Source organism: Shewanella waksmanii ATCC BAA-643, from assembly GCF_000518805.1.
Taxonomy (GTDB): domain Bacteria; phylum Pseudomonadota; class Gammaproteobacteria; order Enterobacterales; family Shewanellaceae; genus Shewanella; species Shewanella waksmanii.
The window spans coordinates 13,680-35,448 of sequence record NZ_JAEH01000051.1; the positions used below are offsets into that span (position 1 = coordinate 13,680).

General features: G+C 45.9%; 19 protein-coding genes. 9 read left to right on the plus strand and 10 right to left on the minus strand.

Annotated features, from left to right (window positions below):
• The first annotated feature begins 5 nt into the window (after window positions 1-5).
• Together L865_RS0117115 and L865_RS0117120 are read left to right on the plus strand one after the other, a co-directional pair.
• On the plus strand, window positions 6-1,460 hold the full coding sequence (locus tag L865_RS0117115; protein WP_084632571.1) for an ATP-binding protein: 1,455 nt from the start codon (window positions 6-8) through the stop codon (window positions 1,458-1,460).
• Window positions 1,461-1,533: 73 nt separating this feature from the next.
• Entirely contained in the window at window positions 1,534-2,898 is a 1,365-nt protein-coding gene (locus L865_RS0117120; RefSeq protein ID WP_028774364.1) for a DUF3300 domain-containing protein, read from the plus strand.
• Between the two features lie 76 nt (window positions 2,899-2,974).
• Here L865_RS0117120 and L865_RS0117125 read toward each other — a convergent pair whose 3' ends face one another.
• From L865_RS0117125 to L865_RS0117155, 6 genes are all read right to left on the minus strand, one after another.
• Window positions 2,975-4,357: a Na+/H+ antiporter NhaC family protein gene (locus L865_RS0117125; protein WP_028774365.1), complete on the minus strand. Its 1,383-nt coding sequence runs from the start codon at window positions 4,355-4,357 to the stop codon at window positions 2,975-2,977.
• Window positions 4,358-4,691: 334 nt separating this feature from the next.
• Window positions 4,692-5,693: a helix-turn-helix domain-containing protein gene (locus L865_RS0117130; protein ID WP_028774366.1), complete on the minus strand. Its 1,002-nt coding sequence runs from the start codon at window positions 5,691-5,693 to the stop codon at window positions 4,692-4,694.
• A gap of 44 nt (window positions 5,694-5,737) precedes the next feature.
• Window positions 5,738-6,601: a hypothetical protein gene (locus L865_RS0117135; RefSeq protein ID WP_028774367.1), complete on the minus strand. Its 864-nt coding sequence runs from the start codon at window positions 6,599-6,601 to the stop codon at window positions 5,738-5,740.
• Window positions 6,601-7,650: a DUF2955 domain-containing protein gene (locus L865_RS0117140; protein ID WP_028774368.1), complete on the minus strand. Its 1,050-nt coding sequence runs from the start codon at window positions 7,648-7,650 to the stop codon at window positions 6,601-6,603. The genes L865_RS0117135 and L865_RS0117140 overlap by 1 nt, the downstream gene beginning before the upstream one ends.
• Window positions 7,640-8,794: an HlyD family secretion protein gene (locus tag L865_RS0117145; RefSeq protein ID WP_028774369.1), complete on the minus strand. Its 1,155-nt coding sequence runs from the start codon at window positions 8,792-8,794 to the stop codon at window positions 7,640-7,642. The genes L865_RS0117140 and L865_RS0117145 overlap by 11 nt, the downstream gene beginning before the upstream one ends.
• Window positions 8,795-9,068: 274 nt before the next feature.
• Complete coding sequence (locus L865_RS0117155) at window positions 9,069-12,344, minus strand: S41 family peptidase (protein ID WP_028774370.1); 3,276 nt, start codon at window positions 12,342-12,344, stop codon at window positions 9,069-9,071.
• 160 nt (window positions 12,345-12,504) lie between these two features.
• Between L865_RS0117155 and L865_RS0117160 the strand changes: the two genes are divergently transcribed.
• Window positions 12,505-12,957, plus strand: a complete 453-nt coding sequence (locus L865_RS0117160) for a hypothetical protein (protein WP_245608458.1) — start codon at window positions 12,505-12,507, stop codon at window positions 12,955-12,957.
• Window positions 12,958-12,970: 13 nt separating this feature from the next.
• On the opposite strand, the gene L865_RS0117165 is transcribed toward L865_RS0117160, so the two are convergent.
• From L865_RS0117165 to L865_RS0117175, 3 genes are all read right to left on the minus strand, one after another.
• Complete coding sequence (locus L865_RS0117165; protein ID WP_028774372.1) at window positions 12,971-13,558, minus strand: hypothetical protein; 588 nt, start codon at window positions 13,556-13,558, stop codon at window positions 12,971-12,973.
• A gap of 1 nt (window position 13,559) precedes the next feature.
• The gene (locus L865_RS0117170) at window positions 13,560-14,111 is read right to left on the minus strand and encodes a sigma-70 family RNA polymerase sigma factor (RefSeq protein ID WP_051484673.1); all 552 of its coding nucleotides are present in this window, start codon (window positions 14,109-14,111) and stop codon (window positions 13,560-13,562) included.
• 154 nt (window positions 14,112-14,265) lie between these two features.
• Window positions 14,266-15,120, minus strand: a complete 855-nt coding sequence (locus L865_RS0117175; protein WP_028774374.1) for a transporter substrate-binding domain-containing protein — start codon at window positions 15,118-15,120, stop codon at window positions 14,266-14,268.
• Between the two features lie 474 nt (window positions 15,121-15,594).
• Here L865_RS0117175 and purE point away from each other — a divergent pair, with 474 nt between their 5' ends.
• Together purE and L865_RS0117190 are read left to right on the plus strand one after the other, a co-directional pair.
• Window positions 15,595-16,077 (plus strand): 5-(carboxyamino)imidazole ribonucleotide mutase, encoded by a 483-nt coding sequence (gene purE, locus L865_RS0117185; RefSeq protein ID WP_028774376.1) that lies wholly within the window; start codon window positions 15,595-15,597, stop codon window positions 16,075-16,077.
• Window position 16,078: 1 nt separating this feature from the next.
• A complete protein-coding gene (locus tag L865_RS0117190) occupies window positions 16,079-17,227 on the plus strand; it encodes a 5-(carboxyamino)imidazole ribonucleotide synthase (RefSeq protein ID WP_028774377.1) in 1,149 nt (382 codons plus the stop codon).
• Window positions 17,228-17,373: 146 nt separating this feature from the next.
• Here L865_RS0117190 and L865_RS0117195 read toward each other — a convergent pair whose 3' ends face one another.
• Complete coding sequence (locus tag L865_RS0117195) at window positions 17,374-18,147, minus strand: hypothetical protein (RefSeq protein WP_028774378.1); 774 nt, start codon at window positions 18,145-18,147, stop codon at window positions 17,374-17,376.
• Between the two features lie 296 nt (window positions 18,148-18,443).
• Here L865_RS0117195 and L865_RS0117200 point away from each other — a divergent pair, with 296 nt between their 5' ends.
• The 4 genes from L865_RS0117200 (at window position 18,444) to L865_RS0117215 (ending at window position 20,797) form a co-directional block, all read left to right on the plus strand.
• Complete coding sequence (locus tag L865_RS0117200) at window positions 18,444-18,806, plus strand: VOC family protein (protein WP_028774379.1); 363 nt, start codon at window positions 18,444-18,446, stop codon at window positions 18,804-18,806.
• A 734-nt stretch (window positions 18,807-19,540) separates the two neighbouring features.
• Complete coding sequence (locus L865_RS0117205) at window positions 19,541-19,834, plus strand: hypothetical protein (RefSeq protein WP_028774380.1); 294 nt, start codon at window positions 19,541-19,543, stop codon at window positions 19,832-19,834.
• Window positions 19,827-20,516, plus strand: coding sequence for a colicin D domain-containing protein (locus L865_RS25190; protein ID WP_211237709.1), 690 nt, complete (start codon window positions 19,827-19,829; stop codon window positions 20,514-20,516). Before L865_RS0117205 ends, L865_RS25190 begins: the two co-directional genes overlap by 8 nt.
• Complete coding sequence (locus L865_RS0117215) at window positions 20,513-20,797, plus strand: colicin immunity domain-containing protein (protein WP_028774382.1); 285 nt, start codon at window positions 20,513-20,515, stop codon at window positions 20,795-20,797. Before L865_RS25190 ends, L865_RS0117215 begins: the two co-directional genes overlap by 4 nt.
• Window positions 20,798-21,769: the final 972 nt, after the last annotated feature.

The window sequence follows — 21,769 nt, forward strand, 5'->3', positions numbered from 1 at the left end:
TGACGATGGCTGCAAGTCGCCATCAGCCTAAATGGCTGAAAACCGCATTAACGGCATTGCGCTTTCGCTCCTTGCGGGCTCGCTTGCTTGCCAGCGCCCTACTGCTGATTTTAGTGTTATTGCCGATCATCGGTGTCACCTTAAACAAGGCATTTCAAGATTATGTCAGCCAAGCCGCTGAAAATGAGCTGAGTGCATACTTGTACTCAGTGCTGGCAGTCACCGATATTGATCAACAAGCCCTGTTTGTACCTGAGCTGTTAACTGAAACCCGCTTTAATGTGATTCAATCGGGCCTTTATGCACTAATCTCCAGCCCTAAAGCGGCAGCCAAGACACTCAATGCACCACTGCAGCAAATGCTTGAAAGTGGCCAGCAGCTGCTGTGGCAATCTAACTCTTACAGTGGCCTGACTCCACCTGATTCACTGCCCACACCGCCGTTGGGGCAAAGTAGTTTTCGGCAAATCAATATCAACGACAAACCGTTTTTGGTCTACAGTCTCAGTGTCAGCTTTATCCAGAAAAATAGCTTAAAAGAGAGCACTACAGTCACAGTGCATGTACTGAAGGAGCGGGCAGAGTTTCAGCTACAAATTGAGAAGTTTAGCCGCCAATTATGGACATGGTTGCTGATTTTAATGGCGGTACTGGCCATCGTCCAGCTTAGCTGGCTAACCTGGACACTGCGACCACTGGCACGCTTTCGCCATGAGCTGACCCAAGTCGAACAGGGTAAAAGCCAGCAAATTAACGGTCTCTATCCAACCGAAATCAATGCCGTCGCCAAGCAACTCAATACCCTGTTAACGGCGGAGCAGCGTCAACGTAGCCGTTATCGCAATGCCCTATCCGATTTAGCCCACAGCCTAAAAACACCGCTGGCGGTGATCCGTAGCCAACAAGATTTGAGCCCCAGCTCAGCTGAACAGGTGGCACAAATCAATCAAATCATCAGTTATCAACTTAAGCGAGCTCAGAGCGTCGCCAATAACGCATGGCATCTTGGGGTCAAGGTCAGTGATGTCTCTGACAAATTGATGCGAACTTTGCCAAAAATCTATCCCGATGTGCAGTTAAGCTATCGACAAGCGCCCAGTGCCGATATGTTATTTTATGGCGACCAAAGCGATTTAACCGAGCTACTCGGTAATCTGCTCGACAACGCCTGTAAGGCGGCAAAACAACGGGTTGAATTGTCGGTCAGTGTCGACGCACAGCAAGGCTTGCGCCTAGCCATTGAAGATGATGGCGATAGTGTAAGCCAATCAATGCGCCAAACCATTTTACAACGTGGCATACGCGCCGATACCTACGAGCAAGGCCATGGTATTGGCTTAGCCATCGTGCGCGATATTTGCCAAAGCTACGATGCCAGCTTAACTATCGCGCAGTCACAACACTTAGGTGGCGCAGCGTTTATATTGTATTTTCCAAAAATCGGCCGCAGCGACCCATAATTGTCAGCTTGTGTTCATTTTCACTTGGGTATGATTCAGTCAAGATAACCCACAATGTGGTAATGGAGTGCATATGACTAGATTAATCCGCCGCTGGCAACTTGGACTCTGCCTGATAATGTCCAGCCTAGGTTTTGCCTACGCCAGCGATAGCAATATTGAACAACAAGCCCAATTTAGCGATGCTGAATTGGCGCAAATGCTTGCGCCTATTGCCCTTTACCCAGACAGTTTACTGACCCATATTCTGATTGCAGCAACCTATCCTCTGGAGATTGTCGAAGCAGATCGCCTCGCCAAGAAGCATCCAGATTTAGCCGCAGATAAGCTAATGGCTAAAGCAGAAGATGAAGATTGGGATCCCAGTGTCACCGCCTTACTCGCCTTTCCCAGCGTATTAGAGCGACTAAGCGAAGATTTAAACTGGACCCAAGATTTAGGTGACGCCTTCTTACAAGACGAAGCTGACGTTCTCGCCAGTATTCAAGACTTAAGAAAGCAGGCTGATGAGGCTGAAAACCTTGAGCAGATGGATAATATGACCGTCACTAAGGTCAACAATCAGATCATAATTGAGCCCAGTGAACCCCAAGTGATATATGTGCCTTACTATGACCCACGTGTTGTCTACGGATACTGGCGCTGGCACGCTTACCCGCCCATTTATTGGCATTATCCGCGCCATTATGTGCACTATCGACATGGTCACTTTTATTGGCATAGCCGTACCCATATCAGCTTTAATTTCTATTTCAGTGCTTTCCATTGGCATAAACGCCATGTGGTGGTTACCCACCATAGAAAGTCACATAAATACCGTCACCATGGCCGCATTGTTACCAGCAAAGGGGCGCAGCGATGGCACCATAAGCCTCAGCATCGCCGTGGCGTGGCCTACCGTAGCCCTGTTGTCAAACAGCGTTATAACAGCCATAAACCCGCTAAGTTTTATAACCAGCAACCGCGTGTAAAACACAGCAATGTGAGTCATGTTGCCAATAACAAAGCGCTGTCTAAGCCGCAACAACGCCTGAAAAGAGGGCAAGATTTCAGCCATAAAATGCAGCAAAACAAAGCCGCTAAACCGGTTAATGTGGCGAGTAATAACCACAAACATTCAAGCGCTAAAATCAGCCAGCAGCCCACTAAACAGCAGCCAAAGCTGAACAACAATCAGCGCCATTACGGCACTAATAAATCCACTAACCAGCAGGCTCGCACTAAAGTGAACGGCAATAGTAATTACAGTAACAAAGCGAGCAGTAACCAACAAAACCGAGCCACGAGTCAGCAGCGCCAGTATCTGCCGCAAGCACCCAATAATCGCGTGCAACGGCAATCAACAAGCCAGTCTAAAGCGGCTAAACCGGCGCGCTCACAACCATCGACTCGACCTGCAACGCGCAGCCATAGCAACCAAAAGAGTCGCCAGCACTAAAGTGCCAGAAAAAGTCGCTAACAATAGGCATAAAAAAACGCAGCACTAAGGCTGCGTTTTTTCATGGTATTGCCGGTTAGGCCAACATGATAAAGCCCACAAACGTCACCGCCGCCGCGATAAGCGCATAAGGTAACTGGGTTACCGCGTGACTCACCAAGTTACACCCAGAGCCCTGGGCTGCCAGCACCGTCGAGTCGGAGTAAAAACACGCTTGGCTACCAAAAGATGACGCAGACAATAGCGCACCAATAACCAACGGTGTATCTGCTCCAACAGCTTGTGCCAACGGCATAACAATCGGAATAGATACCGCGAAGATGCCCCAACTTGAGCCCGTGGCAAACGCCAATCCCGCCATAGCAACAAATACCACTGCAGGTAGGAACTGCGCCGTCATATACGGACTTAAGCTCTCAATCACAAATTGCGGTAACAGTAATTTGTCACACACATCTTTAAAAATAAATGCCGCAATCACAGTACCAATCGCTGGCAGCATACTTTTAAAACCATCAATCATTTGCTCCATCATCTCTGACAGCGGCATTAGACGCTGCAAAGCATAATAAGGCAATGTTACCGCCAATGTGGCCAATAAGCCGTACCAGATATCAATATCAAAGTAGATAGTGAAACCCACCAGCAAGATGATCGGTACAAAAAAGTTGTGCAACTTACCCGAATCATCGGCTTGCTCAAAACTGTCTTCGGCCGCTTTCACCGCGTATTCATCTGAAGTCTGTACGTCTTCTAAATTGACTTGCTTAAGCGCTGGCTCACCTTGCTTAGCCGCTAGCTCTGCTTTTTTCATCGGCCCAAATACTGGCACGATACCGACAATCACGAGTATGACCATCGCTACCGATAACCATGCGTAAAGCATGTAAGGGATTGCCTGCATATACACAGCAATGGCTTGCCCTTCGGGTGCAATACCGTTATCAACCAGTAAACCACCAAAAAACACTGCCCAAGTCGACAATGGCACTAGCACACAGATAGGTGCGGCGGTAGAGTCCACCACATAGGCCAACATCTCTCTGGAGACTTTAAATTTATCGGTCACTCGCTGCATGGTTGAGCCAACAGTTAGCGCATTAAGGTAATCATCGATAAAGATAATGACCCCAAGCACGAAACTCATAAACAGCGAAGATCGCGGCCCCTTGGCAAATTTAAGTGCATGACGACCAAAGGCCATCGAGCCGCCAGTTCGCACCAACAATGCGATTAGCGCGCCAAAACTACCACACACTAGGATTAACCAGCCAATGGTTTCATCGGCCATGACACTGAGTGAAATGGCGGCGAAATTGGGTAATACTTCTGCAGGGCTAAGCAATAGTAGCCCGGATATCGCCCCCACAATTAGCGACAAAATGGGTCGACGTAGCCAAATGGCTAACACTAATACAACAACTGGGGGAATAAGACTTAACGCTGTCGGTTCAGACATGCAACTAGGTCCTTAATCTAAAGATGAATGTCATCACATTCATGGTTTACTAACGCGTAAAGGCGGGCTAATGGCCCAATAACCTTTACCAATTCTGCTTTTTTATTGCGCTAATTACCCAAGTAAATTGATTACTTGATGCTACTTTGACCGCGTAAAAACATCGAGCAGAAAATAAGACCGAATTAGCATTGAGTCAATAAAAATTTAACTTTACAACATAATTAGGGTCTGTTTATCTTTCGCGCTTAATTTTTACTCTATCTCAGTTAAGGCATCGAGTTTCCTGGCCAAGCGGGGGTAAACGAGAAGTTGGCAGCGCAGCAATCAACGGCTATGGGTTGGCTAATTGCTGTTGATACGCCCGTGGCGACATCCCCACATAGCGCTTAAAGGCACGAGAAAAGTGGGCCACGTCGGCATAACCGAAGTTGGCTGAGATATCCGTTACCGAATACTTGGCTTCAGCCAGCTGTTTCTTGGCCTGCATGAAGATAATCCTGTCGACCACTTGAGAGTAGCTTACACCAGCTTTAGTCAAACGCCGCTGCAAGGTGCGCACGCTCATATCCACAATCACTGCTGCTTGAGCAATCGGCAGACGGCCGAGCATAAAGTAAGGTGTTAGCGCATTTATCAACGATTCCACAAAATCTTCAGGTGCGCGCACTTCCTCAATAATCACTTGGCCATTTTGTCTGACATGCACTTTAGTTGCCAACATACTAGGGTCAAAGCTGATAGCAGTTACAGCGCGCGCCGTATAGAACTGACTAGCGTTTAATCCTAAGGCATTTTGAATCGTCTGGGCTTGGTTCTCACACAGCGACACATCAATGGGTTGCCAACTTTTGCCGAGTAACGTTCGCATTAATGTGAGCATAATAGTTAGCGCGAACTGCTCGGCCAATACAAGTCGGTCTTGGCCTGTCAGGGTGCGGCGGTGACGCACAAACCACATTTTTTTCTGCAATAACTTTAGTTGTAAGTGTGTATGGGTCGACTCGATATGCACCAACTCAATAAACTGCTTTAGTGCATCTTCTAAGGTCGACACATCGGTCATTCTGGCAAGGTAACGCGGGATATAGATGTTTTCAGCCGCAGCGACAATAAACTGAGTGTACTTTTCTGGCCCCACCTTCTCCATCAAAATATCGAGCAGGTTTATTGCGGAAGCTTCCGGCACATAATCGTGGTCTTGCTGCAGAATATTCTCCGGCAGCTTCGCTTGATCTATGATGGGGTAGATATCTTTATCGAGTTGTTTAAGCAGTTGAACAAGCACTACGGTATATTCACTTTTAAAAAGGGGAACAACAGTTTTGTTTGGCATTACTTTACTCCCCTCTCTATGGTGTATTTACCTAATTACGCCAACTAGAACAAATAAGAAAATGTCAGCATGGGCCCGTGAAACCCGTAGTAGATATTGGTGTCGGTAAAATCGCCTTCAACATCCACATCAACCTTGTAGTACTTATAGGACAAATCTGTATAGAACTGCGGGGTAAACTGATATTCAATGCCGCCGCTAAAATCAATTAAACTGCCGCTGATATCATCCACTTTTAGATAAAAATATTGCCCATGGGCGGTAATGCGCCAATTGTCGGCAAAAGAGTATGCCGCCAGCAGGCCAACATCAGGCAATGGTGCGGTCATTTCGGTAAACACTACTTGGTCTGGGTCAACATTGATAATTTCACAACTCTCATCAATACACAGACCTAAATCGCCACTAAATCCAAGCTCAAGCCACATTACGTGTAAGCCCAAAGTGGCGATTAAATCCCAGTTATCATCTTTATAAAAGCGATACCCATAACCTACACGCGCAATATCTACATTAAAAGTAGTGGTAATTTTGGCGCCGGCTTGTACTGTATAAGTATCGCCAGTGTCGGGATGTTGGAACTCATACGGTACCGTAATGCTGGTATTTTCTGCATCTCGGTGCAGCTGCTTCCAGTCGGCATAAACAACATGATCATCATTAACCCAATAAGCTAGCTCAATGAATGGCAGAAACTCTCGCTCAACCAGCTCTAGGTCGGTTTCAAAATCTAAATCAAACTCTTTATCGGTGAGTGGGCTAGTGACTTCCATGCCACTATCTGATGTGGAGTAAAATCCCCCCACAGACACCCGTAAATTACCAGCTTGGTCGCCATAGGCCGGCGCAGTTACCGCAGCTAAAAGCGTGGCCAGCATAGTGATGGAATACCGCTTGATTCCCTTCATTAATCCCTCTCGATTCGTTTTAAAAATTGCCAATTGCGACTTTCTAAGAAAAAGGATGCAAACACCATGTAAGCCCCCACCAGCATCAACTGCGCAATACGCAGATAGAAATTCTCGGCAACATCTTTATCCGCTGACGACACCGTCGACCCCACCACAACAATCAGCGCGGAAAAGATACCGGCGTACAATTGCGCCTTAGCTGGGTCGAGATAGATTTTGCGGGCAAACACAATTGCCGCTAGACAGGCAAGCACGACATAAAACGACAACTGCGGCACGATGACTAATAAATTATAGAAAATAATCGCCAAGATGCCGCCCACGCCATTGGTAAGAATCAAGAATAAGCTGACTTTGACACTTTTCTCTCCCGCTGCCTGCAATGACAAGATGGCGATGAAGATCATGGTTAGCAATGCGCCAGAAATCTGTAAATAGTAGAAGAAGCAGATCACAGGAAACGCCAGTATCAGCGCTTTAAATGCCTCATAGATACGGTCTTCGCTGCTTTGCTGCGGCATAGGGTGCTGCTCGCGACTTAATGATAAGTCAGGATACAGTGCATGCATTAGGGCAAAAATAGCCACAGCCACCACACCTGAGAAGCTTAATCCAAACCCAACAATTAACGCGGCCCCGGGTTGTAACATCCCCATGTAAGGCAGTAATAGCACCGCAATAATTAATACGGTGGCGAAGAAGTTCCATTTAGGGTCGGTAAATAAGTAGTAGGCCCACAGCATCAATAAGGCAATCAATGGCAGCAATACTAGGGCATATTGGGTCGGGCCAAAGCTGACTAACCAGCCCAATAGAATGGTCACGACCATGGAAAGCAGCAACTCATAAACGGTTTGCACCGTTGGCTCTTGGCGATCAACCAAAAACTTAGCCACAAACACAGGCACAATAAACGCTAACGGCCAGGCAAATGCAGCCGAGATGGCCACCGCTAAGCCCACACCTAAAGTAAACCGTAATACCTTGCGGGTATAGATTTGCTCCTCTGTGGCGACCTGCATGCCTGACAACAACTTATCTGACATATGATAGCCAGCTTACGATGCGAATGTAGGCCTTACCGATTAGGTTAAACAAACCGTCATCTTTGGTATAAACAATCACATCTGCTTGGCCACCTACTCGCTTAAGACCTTTTGCTTGGTCTTCATCAAACACGATAGTGACAGGGAAACGCTGCGATTGACGTAACCAACCCGTTTGACCAGATACGGTCGCCAGCTTACCCACTTGTTCGTTCTGTCCCCAATCAATACCGTAATCGATGCTGCCAACAGTCCCTTGGAAAACTTTACCCGGCGCATAATCGAGCGCAAATTCCACTTTATCGCCGGCATTCATATTGCCAAGACTGTTCTCACGAAAATAAGCTTCAATCCAAACATTCTCGACACTGATAAATGTCATCAATGGCTGGCCTTTGTTGGCAAATACCCCTTCTTTCAAACGAAAGTTAGACGCGGTACCAGCCGTGGGGGCGCGAATATCGGTACGCTGTAAATTCAGTTGAGCTTGTTGCAGAGCCAGCAAAGCCGACTTCACTTGCGTATTGTTATCCCCTTCCATGCCGAGGCGTTCTTCCGCCTTAGCAAGATCGGCTTTGGCAGCAGCTACCGCTGCTTCGGCGCTGGTCAATGACGCTCTGGCATTGTCGGCATCAGCTTGTGACATCACCCCTCTATCTGCCATCGCAAACACACGTTTTGACTGCACTTGCGCATTTTTAAAGTTAGCAATCGCATTGGTCACTTTAGCCTGAGCAGCTGTCACATTAGCAGTTTGCGCGCCCATGTTCTGCCCTGCCTGCTTAAGCTTTTGTTCGGCAGTATTAACTGCAATTTCATAATCGCTGCTGTTCACTCTGGCGAGGATTTCCCCCTCTTGCACTAAAGTGTTGGGGGTCACTAATATGTCGACGATTTCACCCGAAACCTGCGGGCTGATAGGCACGACAAATGCCCGTACTCGGCCTAGATCCGTTGACGGAATAAAGCGGTCTGCAATAAGGTGAAACGCAAACATGGTGGTCGCAAAAATAAGCAAGTAATTAGTCGCTTTGCGGATTTTATTGGTTTTGGCTTGACTGGCTTGAGTGTCTGCGTCGGTTGGTTGCACGCTGGTAGAGGGCTCGGCCTCGGTGGTGGCCTCAGTCTTGGCTTGGTCTGACATTTTATATCCCTATTAATAAACTGGCAGTGCTGGGTGATTTCACTTTGCTATACACCCTAAAGGATAGTGAAAAAACGCCCAATGCGTTAAGTTAAAAATTATCACCTAAGCCATACAAGTGTAAAGAAAAATCACTGAATGATAACAATCACTCAGACGATAAAATAGTGGGGTTTATCAAGGAGGGGAATGACCATTAAAATGGCACTAGCACAGAAAATGGGTACCCCCGCCTGGGAACTGCTTAGCGAGTGGTACCCTAAACTTTTACTGTTTACTTAATCGGTTTAACATCGGCAGCCATACCACGAGTCGGCATAGATTTAGCCTTAAATGGTAATACAGGGTCCGATTTTAGCTGCTGTTGTAGATAGCTAATGGCTTTATTAAGCTGCGCATCTACACCGCTAAATGTGGCATAAGGTAAATTGTCTACTTCAATATCAGGTGAAATACCGCGGCCTTCTACCACCCAGGTGCCGTCAACTGAATATTGTGGATATTCGGCAACGCGCGCCATGCCCTTATCGGTCAATGCATTGCGACCCGACAACCACACACCCGCACCTGCCGTTTGCTTGCCAATCAGTGGCGCAATGCCCAGCGCTTTGACACCTGCTGAGAAAGTCTCACCATCTGAGTAAGTCAGCTGATCGGTAAGCACCACAAGGTGACCATTAAAGGTTTGCTGCATATTGGTGCTGGCATCACCTTGAGTTGGGTTCCAGTACATCCACACACGGCGCAGTAATTTCTCGATAATCCAACTGTCGATATTGCCACCACGATTACGACGCACATCGATGATTAAGCCATCTTTTTCAATGTTGGCGTAAAACTCTCTAGCAAAGCTAGCGATATCGCCTGAGCCCATAGCATAGAGATGCAAATAGCCAATCTCTCCTTCACTGGCCTCACTGACCTTAGCGCCATTGTGATTGACCCAGTCAAGATAGCGCAGCTTGGCATCTACCTGAGGCGTATTGGGGACAACGATGGTTTGATGAGACTTCTTGCCTCGAGTCAGCCCTAACAACACTTGCTTACCTTGCTGGTTTCGCAGCAACTGAGTCACTTGGGCAATATTGGTTACCGGCTTACCATTAATCCGGCTGATAATATCCCCCGCTTGCGCGTCTACGCCCGGTTTGGCTAACGGCGAAGCTTGGCTTGGTAACTCTGGGTCAGTTTGATAAATATGCGCAATCACTACGCCTTTGTCTTGCTGGGCAAATCGCGCCCCTAAGCTAGCAGATTGGGCTTGCTGATTATCAACTGGCAAATCACCGCCGCGAACTTGTGAATGCAGTGAGTCGAGCTCTCCCATCATCAAACTAAATAGATCGTTAAGTTCATGACGGTCAGTTAAGCGATCCACTAACGGTTGGTACTTCGCTTTGGCTGCTTGCCAATCTACGCCGCGCATCTGCTTGTCATAAAATGAATCGCGGTGCATCAACCAAGCATCTTCAAACATCTGCTGCCACTCTTGCTGTGGCTCAATGGCTATCTGCCACTGGGACATCGCCACTTTGGCACCATTGAGATCTTTTGGTAGCTTATCGCCCGCTTCCACAATCAGCATCTGTTTGCCATCTTGCTTATGACGACGGATAAACAACTTTTCACCGTCTTGACTCAGCGCGTAGCTGCCGACGTCTTTGGCATAGGTGGCGACTTTAGGTTGCTGCTTATCAAATTTAATCCATTGTAAACGCGGCGAACTTTCGCCTCGTTTGCGGTCCATCACGTACAGACCTTTGTCGGTTACCGTTAAATCATAATAATTGCCTGATGCTACCGGTACTTGCCATAAACGCTTGGTAATTCCCTGCCAGTCAACGCTGACTTCAACCTCATCCTCTTTGACCTCTACGGCAGGTTTATCCAGCTCGGTTGGCTTAGCAAATGGAAATTGAGCTTGTTTGTTTAACGCTATGGCAAAGAGCTGCCCGCGCTTATCAAACATTGGGCCCATGTTACGGTCGCCCCATGGTGAGCTCGGCGTCGACTTAAAGTGACGATTAGACACAAAATACAGCCATTGGCCATCGGGACTAAAGCTTGGAGAGAACGACTCATACTTGTCGCTGGTTAATGCCAGCTCTTTGTCATCATCAAGCGAATAAAGCGCAATGTGTGAACGTAAGTTGCCTAACTGATGCTTAGTGACCGCAATAAACTGACTATCGGGCGACCAGTTAATGTCGGCATATGGTCCTAAGCCCTGACCTTGAGTGATGATCACTTTTTGTCTATCACGCTTAAGATCATACAGCGACACATTGCCATCATAATCATCAAACGCTAAGTAGCGGCCGTTAGGCGACAGCGTCAATGACATTTTCATGCTCGACGCATTGTCTGTTAGCTGTTTGGCATTGTCGCTACCGTCGGCGGCAAAGCGCCATAATTCTTGCTCGCCACTGGCATCACTAATGGCATAAACCCATTTACCGTCATGGCTTAACACCGCTTGACGTATGCGGCTATCAGCTGGTGCATACACCTGCACTAAGCGGCTACCGTCATTACTTGCAATGGCTACGTGGCTGCGCGCGGTCACCACGACTTTGTTACCGCTACTGGCAAACTCAGTGGCAGTGGCATACTTCATCGGTTCGTTAACCCAATGTTCGCGGCGCTGAGAGAAATCAGAACTTAGGCTAATATCGACAACGCTGCTGCTATCTTTACTGATATCGTAAAGCACAATATCCGCACCCTTTTGGAAAACAATGCGGCCTTGATCTAACTTGGCGGCGCGCACCTGCCAATCGGTAAATTCGGTATGCTGCTGTTTATCGTTACCACTTAAATCCATTGACCAAATGTTGTCGTTGCCGCTGGCATCGCTGACAAAATAAAGCCGTTGTTGCCACAGCATTGGCTGACGAACCGAGCCAATATGATCGGCACTGAGCGGCTCAGCTTCTTGTTGACTACCTAACTGGTAACGCCACAACTCGCCTTTTGCTCCGCCACGGTAAACTTTGGCATTATCGCCAGTAGTCTGCAGCCCAAAGCGGGTGAAATACAGGTACTCGCCAGCGGTGTCTATCACACCTTCAATCGCATCGGCCAAAGGTAAGTCAGTGGTGATGAGCGTATCAGGATTAACGCTGCGCAGTACCCAGTAGTTGGCAGGCCCAAAGGCGTTGTCAGTGGCATAAAGCACCTGCCCTTGCGCGGTCCAGCCCTGAATACGCACTCGGCTATTTTCAAAGCTCACGCGTTTAGCCACACCACCAGCTAGCGGCATAACATAAACTTCGTCGTTGCCCTCATAGTTAGCGACAAACGCGACCTGCTTACCATCATGGGACAGCGTGGCCCCAATTTCTTGCGCTGGTAAGCTGGTTAAACGTGACGCTTGTTTATCCCCAAGTTGCTGCTTCCACAAATCACCTTCAGCAGTAAATACTAAGGTATCTCCCTGCAACGCGGGGGCGCGGTAATAACCTTGATTGGTTGGGCTGACGGCAAGGGCGGCACTGGAAAATGTACCTAACGCGATTAAACAACTAACTAGTGAGGTTCGGAGTTTCATTTCACACTCTTCTTAATATGGACAACGACTTGAAGTATCGAAAAATTTGCCAACACGTTAGCAAATTTTTATTAAATTAACAGTAATCTTCTACCAATTAAGTATTAGCAAATGTGTACAACTATACTGATTGAATAACATGCGCAAAAAAAGGCTCGCTATGACGGCAAACTCGGCTCCTATCAACACCCCACAGTCCCCCAACGCATCGGCAACTCAAGCGGGACATGATCCGCTGTTAAACGATCTATTTGAAAATATGGATGAGCAGGTGGTAACGAGTTTCAGCGAGCAGCAAAAACAAGCGCTTAGCCTAGCCGTTAGGGGACAAAGTTGGGGCAATCACAGCATTGATAAACGCGGCACTTTTGCTTTTCCATTTGTTCGTTGGCGCTTCTACTACGTATTTTTACTCGGCCGCAACCGCCGGGCATACACTCGCAAAGAGAAAAACCTGTCGGTGTTGATGTTTATTGCCATGGTAGGTGGCTTTTTACTGTTAAGTGTGGCGCTGGGCTTACTGGCACTTTATCTACTGAAGTCAGCGTTGGGAGTCGACATATTTGCCGACTCCTCAACGGGGATTTGGGATTGGTTTAAAGCGTTATTCTAGCGTTGAGGTTTAATCACAAACTGGTTTTTAATTGCTGATAGCGCTGATGCAACGGGTGGCTTTGCTCAGTTATTTGCGGGAACTGTTGCTCTAGTTGCTGCAACACTGCCAATGCTTGAGTAGGCTGATGCGCTGCCAGTTGCTCAACTTGCGTCAACATCTGCTCTACGCTTTCCGAACCCTCAGTTTTCAAGGCTTTTTGGCGCAGTTGCGCTGCAGAAGCTGCCTCTGGCACGGCTGCTGAATCAGCACTAAACGCTGCCGGACTGGCTGCCATTGGCTCAACCGCCGCCGGAGCAATAGCATCGCTATTTAACATTGGCGCCACCATATCAGCGTCTTCACCGCCATTGATTAGCAGTAACCCGGCAATCAACATCACTGAAGCCGCAGAGGAAACGGGCCAGCGATGACGCTGCCAAAAACTGGCCGGAGGCCGCACGACCTTTTGGGGATCTTCTGCTACTGGCGCACTGCGCTGAGCCGCCTTAGCCAGAATAGCGGCATCCAGTTCAGGACTCGGCTGCTCTGTTGCTTGGCGGCGATACAACTGCACCAATTCGTTATCAATCATATCTTGCTGATGATTATCTTTAGTCATGTTACACCTGCTGCCAATGTTGATTCACACAGGTCTTAAGACCTTGATTGGCATAGCGGATACGGCTTTTGGTTGCTTCTATACTGGCACCAGCAATTTCACCAATAACCGCAGCGGTAAAACCCATCTCAATATTTAGTAGCAAGGCTTCTTTTTGTACCGCCGGCAGCAAAGCTATGCAGCGCTTTAAAATGGATGATTTTTGCTGCTGCTCTAAATCGCCATCGGGCTGATGTTGAGTTGACTCTATTTGCGCTTCAAAAGGCTCTTCGGTGCTATTGGTGTCGCTAAAGAGATCCACAGGCTTTACCGCGCGGACGTGATCGATAATAAGATTATGGGCAATCTTATATAGCCAGGTGGTGAACTTGGCATTTGGCTGATAACTGTCAGCTGCTTTAATCACCTTGCTCCACACCTCTTGGTAAAGATCTTCTGCAAGTTGTGGGTCATCAAGCTGGCGTACGAAATAACGAAATAGCGGGCCTTTGTGCGCCTGGTATAGGCTTTCAAATGCGCTCATGTCGCCATCTTGATAACGCAGCATCAGCATTTGATCGCTATCGACGGTTTGATTGTCAGCCGGCAATTGTTGCACCTTCGCATCTCCAGAATAAAGAAACACATCATACTATAGCCGCCATCATATTGAACAAAACTTTGCAGCCTTTGACATTGGCTGTGTTCGAATAAAGCTCGCGACAGTACTATTGCGGTGCAAATAGTTGCGCTAAGGTGCTTTGCAACAATTGATACTCGGTTTCACCAAAAAACTGGCGGTGTAGGTCTATATATTGCTGCTGCACCGCCTCTTGGCTCATGCTGGCATCTATCGCCGCAATCAACTGCTTTCCTGCAGGTGTTTTAGAGCAAGCAATATAACCAAACATTGGCTCGCTAGCGTCGACGATGGGTAATGCGACCAACGGGTTTTCGGTCTGCATCACTTGGAAAAAATGATCAATCGACAAACTGTAATCTAAGATGGCATCGACCCGATTGGCCATTAGCATCTCAATCAACTTGGTCGACGACTCAATACTACTACGCTGATAAACATTCAATTGATGCTCGGCAAGCTTTTGGTTTAACAAGCTCCCATAGCTCCGCCCTTTCACTGTGCCTAAGGTAATTTCAGGCCTATCGCTAAGCACGTCAAAATCAAATGGTTTGTCAAAGGTCATTTGACTATCAGCGCGGTGAAACAAGCGTATTGGTGGGTAGACAGACAAAGGGTAACGGCTAAAGTGGGCTATCTGCTGACGCTCATCAGACTTAAGGGCATTCATAATGCAGGCATTTTGCTGTTTGGGCAGTTCTTTCCATGAACGGCTCATGCTCACTTGCAGCTGTTCAACTGCCAGTGGCTGCGATGTCGATTGCCTAATGAGCCCCCACATTTTATTCAGCAGGTGCGGCTCTTCGTCGTCGGCAATATCAAATTCACCCGCCTCTAACAAAATCACCATAGGCAACGCCTCTGGCTGCTGAGCGCGTAGCGATGTGGCGACTGACAAGGCGGTTAAACAAACGATAAGTTTTACGTATACGGCTAATTTCAACTTGCTCCCCCAATTATTAATTATTGTTGTCGGGTGACTCGTTTTTTAGTTGGACTCCGTGTCGCGAACGCAATTCCTTATACTTTAGGGTTAATACTAGTGTAATTAATCAACATAGCAGAAACTTACAAGCCATGAAATGCCATTTTTAGCCGCCCAAAAGAAGCCAAAGTGATCACCGTGCTCTGACCCAGCTTCGTCTTTTAGTACTGCCGTGTCATCAAGGACAACGAAAACACTGCACAATGAGCGACATAAGCGGGTTGGCCACACGGCGCATTGGTGGTCTAAACGCGATAAGCGAGTCATTTTGTCAAAAGCAAATCATCTAAAAATAACGGAGAAGTAAAGGTTCAGTTAATCAAACGCTGAATTCGTCAGCAAAGTTTCGAATAAGCCGCTTCTATGTGTATAATCGGGCGCAAATTTCGACTATGTCGCACTTATTTAAGATCACCATTAGAAGGATTGTGTATGAAAGTTGGTATCATTATGGGTTCCAAATCTGACTGGCCGACCATGGAGCATGCGGCAAAAATGTTAGACACCTTTGGCATTGCCTATGAGACCCGAGTTGTTTCAGCTCACAGAACTCCTCAGTTACTAGCCGAATACTCAGAAACTGCTGCAGAGCGTGGCATCAATGTCATCATCGCGGGCGCGGGCGGTGCTGCTCACCTACCAGGTATGGTTGCAGCTCACACCAGCCTGCCAGTGCTAGGCGTGCCAGTAAAATCGAAAGCCTTAAACGGTATTGATTCATTGCTATCTATCTGCCAAATGCCAAAAGGCGTGGCGGTTGGCACATTGGCAATTGGCGATCCTGGTGCTGCTAACGCTGGTCTACTAGCCGCGCAAATTTTAGGGTCACAGCAACCTGAAATTTTCGCCAAAATTGAAGCGTTCCGTCAGCAGCAAACTGACTCTGTATTAGCTAACCCAGATCCTGCGATTTAATATGAACATATTGGTTTTAGGTGCTGGGCAACTGGCACGCATGATGAGCCTTGAAGGCGCACCGCTAGACTTAAATGTGCGTGCCTATGATGTCGGCTCGAAAAAAATCATCCACCCGCTAACACTTCAAGACTTTAACCAAAGCCTAGAACAAGCCATTGCAATGGTGGATGTGATCACCTCTGAGTTTGAACATATTCCCGATGATGTATTAGCGCTTTGCTGCCAAAGCGGTAAGTTTTACCCGGGTAAAGCGGCAATTAAAACTGGCGGTGATCGCAGTATTGAAAAGGCACTGCTGGATAAAACCGGCGTACCTTCTGCACATTACAAGTTAATCACAGAAAAGCAGCACCTTGTCGAAGCCGTTGAGCTACTGGCGCTACCTTTGGTGATAAAAACCTGCCAAGCCGGTTATGACGGTAAAGGTCAATGGCGATTAACCTCGCTAGCGCAACTTGATGCGATTTGGGCTGAAATGGCCGGTTTCATTGCCAGTGGCACAGAATCGTTCCCACACACCATTATTGCTGAAAAGATGATTCCGTTTGACCGCGAAGTGTCAGTGATTGGCGCCCGTGACCGACAAGGTAATGTCAAAGTTTACCCTGTCACTGAAAACCAACACACCAATGGCGTACTCACGCTGTCGCTTGCTACAGAGATGGATGACAATATTCAACAGCAAGCCTTGAATGCTTTTAATAAGTTGGCATTAGCAATGGATTATGTGGGCGTACTCGCCATTGAGTTTTTTGATGTCAACGGCACACTAATGGTCAATGAAATTGCCCCACGTGTACATAACTCAGGTCACTGGACCCAGCAAGGCACTGCTTGCAGTCAGTTTGAGAATCACCTACGCGCAGTTGCAGGCTTACCTTTAGGTTGCACTAAGGCGCAAAAGCCAAGCGTGATGATCAATGTTCTGGGACAGGCTAACATCCCTACCCAAGTACTCAATATTGATGATGTGAAGAGCCATTGGTATGGCAAATCACAACGCGCTGGCCGCAAGATGGGCCACATCAATGTATCAGCACCCAGCAACGCTGCGCTTGGCGGTAAATTACAGCAACTAGCTGAAATCTTACCCGAGCAAGACTACCCCGGCGTAGCGGCTATGGCTGAGCGCCTGTTAAACAGCTAAGGCTGGTTAAACACATAGCCTGCGCTAACCAAAAAGCCGAGTCGATACCATCACGTATCACTCGGCTTTTTTGTATGCTTGTTCGTTGCGATAATCTTTGAATTAACTATTGCCAACATTAAGTTAGCCAAACAACTTAAACTAGACTACCTACTGTATATCGCAGGTTTAGAAGAACTTACAGCGCCAATTTTCCAATGATATTGATAGCGGCTTTCGCTCCCAGCTTGAAAAACTTCCTGTCTATCATCCAGATTAATTGGTTTCAAATCATGGCTTGTACAATTAGGCATACACACCCAAGCACGGCCTCCATTTACCAGTAAGTTAATACTAGCCAGATCCACGCCCATTTCAGCCAAGTAAGCCCCCATATTTTTTGATTCAAGATCCCAAGAATTGCCATGTTTGATTTTGTTATGCCTATTACCCGTTAAAGCAATGACAAGCGTGTTACCAAGAAGGCTTTCTTTAATGTTTCTGGCCATCTCTAAGTCTCTTTGTTGTTTATCTGAATCGAAAAAAACAACATCTATTTTATCTTCGCTGACCAGCTGGTTGAGTTTTTGCAGCAGTTCGAACATCGCAGCACTGGTTTTACCATCATGCTGCTCATTCCATATGGTCGACTTCTCTATATCTTTTGTCATAGATTGGTTGTCGCCATTAAGCGTAATGTCTCCTTCAATAAGCTCGATTGCCACGGTTATTTTTTTAGAAGATATGTCTATTGAATTACAAACAATATCAAAGAAGCGCTTTGGCGACTCTTTTGTACCGTGATATTCACCAACTAAAAGAGCATCATTCGTATTGGCGATAATACTGGTAATCTTTTCTGGCAACTCATCGCATGACCAAGCATTTTCAGCTAGACATGATGCTAATAGTGTTAAAGCTAAAAATACTCCGTTATTCATAAATATACATCCATATTGTTCTATTGTTAGCCACACTATCCAACCATCGACCTGATTACAACAAGCTTCAGTTCCAGCCCTGAAGAAAAATATAGACAGGGATAGTTGGAGCTAACGCCCCTCGTGCTAAAAATAACAATTAGTAGCCTATTTCATCATTTCGTACTGTGTATTTGTAATTATCACAGCAATCAGGGCAAAGGGCTTGATTAGCTGTTGATCACCTTGCTAGGTTATTGATTAATTGCTGGCTAATGTTTTTTAAATCTTTTAGCCATTAAGTTTAAGGAGTAAACATGTTTGATCATGTAGTATTTGGCGTCAGAGATTATGAAAAGAGCAAACAGTTTTACCTTAAGGTATTACAACCCATCGGCATTGCGATTGTGTCTGAAGGCGAGCTAGGTATTGAGCTAAGCTCAGACGGCCGCTCCTCACTGTGCATTCGCCGCCAACCACAAGACAATCCAGCACCTCTCCATATCGCTTTTTTGGCAACCACCACTGAGCAAGTCAGGCTGTTTCATCAAATAGCCATAGACTTGGGCGCAAAAGACAACGGTTTGCCCGGTATACGCCCCGACTATAGCAGCAACTATTACGCCGCTTACGTTATTGACCCTGATGGTCATAATATCGAAATGGTGTGCCACCAATAGCTGACGGCATGGCTAATTAGCCGTTGCAGCTAGCGATATACAGCTAATCGCTTTACAGCGAAGACATCCAAGGTCGAACCTTCAAACTAATCTAACGCCTGTCCGGCGAGGAATGTGCAGCTACTGCTGCGAGACGCTACAAGCACCTCCATGTGGGCTCTGCGATGACATCCATGTCATCGAAGCTCGCACCTTCAAACTAATCTAACGCCTGTCCGGCGAGGAGTGTGCAGCTACTTCTGCACTAGGTTAATTACCTCTTCGATTTAACCGCGATGGCTGAGCATGAGAGGGGTCACAAATCCCTCAGTGGCAAGGATGTCATAGAGTGGCCATGTCATCGACGCTCGTACCTTCAAAGTGTTTTAACGCCTGTCCGGCGAGGAGTGTGTAGCTACTACTGCGAGACGCCACAAGCACCTCCATGTGGGCTCTGCGATGACATCCCTGTCATCGAAGCTCGCAGCCGCATCTGCACTAGGTTAATTACCTCTTCGATTTAATCGTAATAGGTAAGCATGAGAGAATTAGAGCTAACACATTTTTGCCCCAAAGTGAGCTTGTAATGTAATCAAACTAAAGCCAACGGCTTTGTTTTACCTCTTAAAAACGCCGAATAATTTGCCCTTAGAGGGCATCACACTACTCACAATGTAAATACGAATGCAAATGCGAATTATTATAATGTAGTATAGAGGAATCTAAAAACTTAAACATAAAAGGAATTAAATGTCATGATAAAAAGTGTAAATATAGTATACGTATTTTTAGTGATTCTGTTCATGGTTATATCTACTTCAGCGAAGGCTAAAACCTATGAGATAGATTGTGATACAACTGTTTGCGAAGCGTCCAACTTAGCAGTTTCATTTATAAATAAGCACAGTTCATTTTTTGATTTTAGTGACAACGATATATTTGTCGTTTACGACAAATATGTCGTTGTCGACTCAATTACCTATCTAGAAATAAAAGAACTAAAACTAGATTCAGATGTAAATCATGAATGGGATAAGAAAAATGATTAAAGTATTGTTTTCTCTTATTTTAATAACAAATTCATTTTTAGCTTATAGTGCTGTAAATTGCGAGGCTACATGCCATAGAGGAACAGTAGAACGAATTGCAGATCGTGCTGGGCTAACTACAGGACAAAAAGCACTATTAAACTCCTGGACCGAAAATTTACCTATGAGAGAGGTGAGTTATCTAAATGATGTATGGAAAGGAGAAGCTGATTGGGGGTTAATGGCGCAAATAAAGCAAAATATAGCGTCAACACAAATACAGTTTATAAAAAATATAAACATAACCCCGCAAACTTATATTACATCGGTAAATGTAGCATTAGCGATTAGCGGTTTTGGTATAGTTCGTTCGACTTTAGTAAAAGCAAGCCAAGTAACTATTTTTAACACAAATCAATTAACAAAGAAGTTTAAACATGCGATTGATTTTGGCATAAGTACAACGAAGAAAAACCCAAAGACAATTAATGAATTTAAACTAGCTATCAAGAAACATATGGACGATCCAATAACAGTGCAAAGGGGAACCTATGGGCTAGCAAAAGACTCAAAAGTGTTTTTCAATGTGAATACCAATAACGTTGTGGTGTTAAGTAAGTCTGATGAGTTTATTACTGGATTTAAACTGATTAAAGGAACACCTCAGTTCAATAATTATTTAAAAAAAGGCTTTTTAAGATGAGCAAAACATTACTAGCTTTAGCTAAATCCTTTTCAAAAGAAAGGCTTACTGCTGATGAGTTTGTCAATGCATATATTGAGCTTTGGAAGTTTGAAGGTTCAAGCGGAATTATACTTAAAGACGAGGATCAACTTAGTGAATGCCTTTCTACTATTTTCTGCCTTGCCGATGCTTACTCCCCTAAGGACAGAGCTGCGTATGAATTAGACGAAAATCAACTTAAAGACAAAGTGACTGAAGAAATTATAAATTTGTCAAACAAAAATACTCAACAATTATAATTGTTACTCTAATAGGTTATACCGGGTCATGCTTACTGTATCCAATTAATCTGATATGAAAGCTTTGCTTAGTATGAAATTATCAATTAGTCTCAATACACAAGAGTTATGCTCCTTTCTGGGGTATAAGTAAAAGGAAGGTGGGTGTATCCTGCTAAGAGCCAACATTTTTGTTGGCTCTTATTTTGTGTCAACGGTTATGACCGATGCGAGGACAGTGCTTTTTACGATCCCTTTTGTAGTAATGGTTTTAATAAGTATTTGCTTGCTCGAGTTATTTTCAAATCTGGTGTAATAATTCATCGCTTAAGCAATACCCTTCATTCAACATAATCGTCGCTACGTTTTGTTGCCCATTAAAGGGCGTTAGCGCATATCTTATTGCTATACTTTCACTAGTGGCGGTCGTTGCTTTCAAAGCTCAAGCTCTAACCAATTTCTGTCCAATAACAATTTTACTTCTTACCACCCCAAATTATACCAATAAGGCAAAATCGAAGAGACACATAACCCAGTGCAGATGCGGCTGAGGGTATCGAAAACATGGATGTTTTCGTTAAGCGGCCATGGATGGCGCAAACAACGTCCCTGTTTAAAAGCCAGTTCGGCATCCAAGCCTCTCGCTCATAAGCCCAGTCGCTGATGCGACTATTCACCGTCCCGAAAAAGCATCTGCACATATATGGACCCATCCGGTTTGCAAGACATTTGATTATTAATTATGAAAGAGTTCATTGCACCCATATATTCGGCCTGTTCATGAGGGAACCCTCTGGCCCTGATGGATATTTGCTTCTACTTTCCTTAATCATCCCCGCGGTGTCTTGAGCACCTATGTGCAGAGCAGGTTTTAAGTAGAACAGTCTGACTGTTTCATCATCAAATCAATTGTCTTAGCAACTGGGTGGTTAGTTAAATTATTAAACCTCGTTTATCCCGTCAGATACTTCGCGAACTTTACATTGCCACCTG

What these genes read in the sequence shown, in the direction of transcription:
- L865_RS0117115 (WP_084632571.1), top strand. Translation starts at nt 6, where the DNA reads ATGGCTGCAAGTCGCCATCAGCCTAAATGGCTGAAAACCGCATTAACG.
- L865_RS0117120 (WP_028774364.1), top strand. Translation starts at nt 1,534, where the DNA reads ATGACTAGATTAATCCGCCGCTGGCAACTTGGACTCTGCCTGATAATG.
- L865_RS0117125 (WP_028774365.1), bottom strand. Translation starts at nt 4,357, where the DNA reads ATGTCTGAACCGACAGCGTTAAGTCTTATTCCCCCAGTTGTTGTATTA.
- L865_RS0117130 (WP_028774366.1), bottom strand. Translation starts at nt 5,693, where the DNA reads ATGCCAAACAAAACTGTTGTTCCCCTTTTTAAAAGTGAATATACCGTA.
- L865_RS0117135 (WP_028774367.1), bottom strand. Translation starts at nt 6,601, where the DNA reads ATGAAGGGAATCAAGCGGTATTCCATCACTATGCTGGCCACGCTTTTA.
- L865_RS0117140 (WP_028774368.1), bottom strand. Translation starts at nt 7,650, where the DNA reads ATGTCAGATAAGTTGTTGTCAGGCATGCAGGTCGCCACAGAGGAGCAA.
- L865_RS0117145 (WP_028774369.1), bottom strand. Translation starts at nt 8,794, where the DNA reads ATGTCAGACCAAGCCAAGACTGAGGCCACCACCGAGGCCGAGCCCTCT.
- L865_RS0117155 (WP_028774370.1), bottom strand. Translation starts at nt 12,344, where the DNA reads ATGAAACTCCGAACCTCACTAGTTAGTTGTTTAATCGCGTTAGGTACA.
- L865_RS0117160 (WP_245608458.1), top strand. Translation starts at nt 12,505, where the DNA reads ATGACGGCAAACTCGGCTCCTATCAACACCCCACAGTCCCCCAACGCA.
- L865_RS0117165 (WP_028774372.1), bottom strand. Translation starts at nt 13,558, where the DNA reads ATGACTAAAGATAATCATCAGCAAGATATGATTGATAACGAATTGGTG.
- L865_RS0117170 (WP_051484673.1), bottom strand. Translation starts at nt 14,111, where the DNA reads ATGCTGATGCTGCGTTATCAAGATGGCGACATGAGCGCATTTGAAAGC.
- purE (WP_028774376.1), top strand. Translation starts at nt 15,595, where the DNA reads ATGAAAGTTGGTATCATTATGGGTTCCAAATCTGACTGGCCGACCATG.
- L865_RS0117190 (WP_028774377.1), top strand. Translation starts at nt 16,079, where the DNA reads ATGAACATATTGGTTTTAGGTGCTGGGCAACTGGCACGCATGATGAGC.
- L865_RS0117195 (WP_028774378.1), bottom strand. Translation starts at nt 18,147, where the DNA reads ATGAATAACGGAGTATTTTTAGCTTTAACACTATTAGCATCATGTCTA.
- L865_RS0117200 (WP_028774379.1), top strand. Translation starts at nt 18,444, where the DNA reads ATGTTTGATCATGTAGTATTTGGCGTCAGAGATTATGAAAAGAGCAAA.
- L865_RS0117205 (WP_028774380.1), top strand. Translation starts at nt 19,541, where the DNA reads ATGATAAAAAGTGTAAATATAGTATACGTATTTTTAGTGATTCTGTTC.
- L865_RS25190 (WP_211237709.1), top strand. Translation starts at nt 19,827, where the DNA reads ATGATTAAAGTATTGTTTTCTCTTATTTTAATAACAAATTCATTTTTA.
- L865_RS0117215 (WP_028774382.1), top strand. Translation starts at nt 20,513, where the DNA reads ATGAGCAAAACATTACTAGCTTTAGCTAAATCCTTTTCAAAAGAAAGG.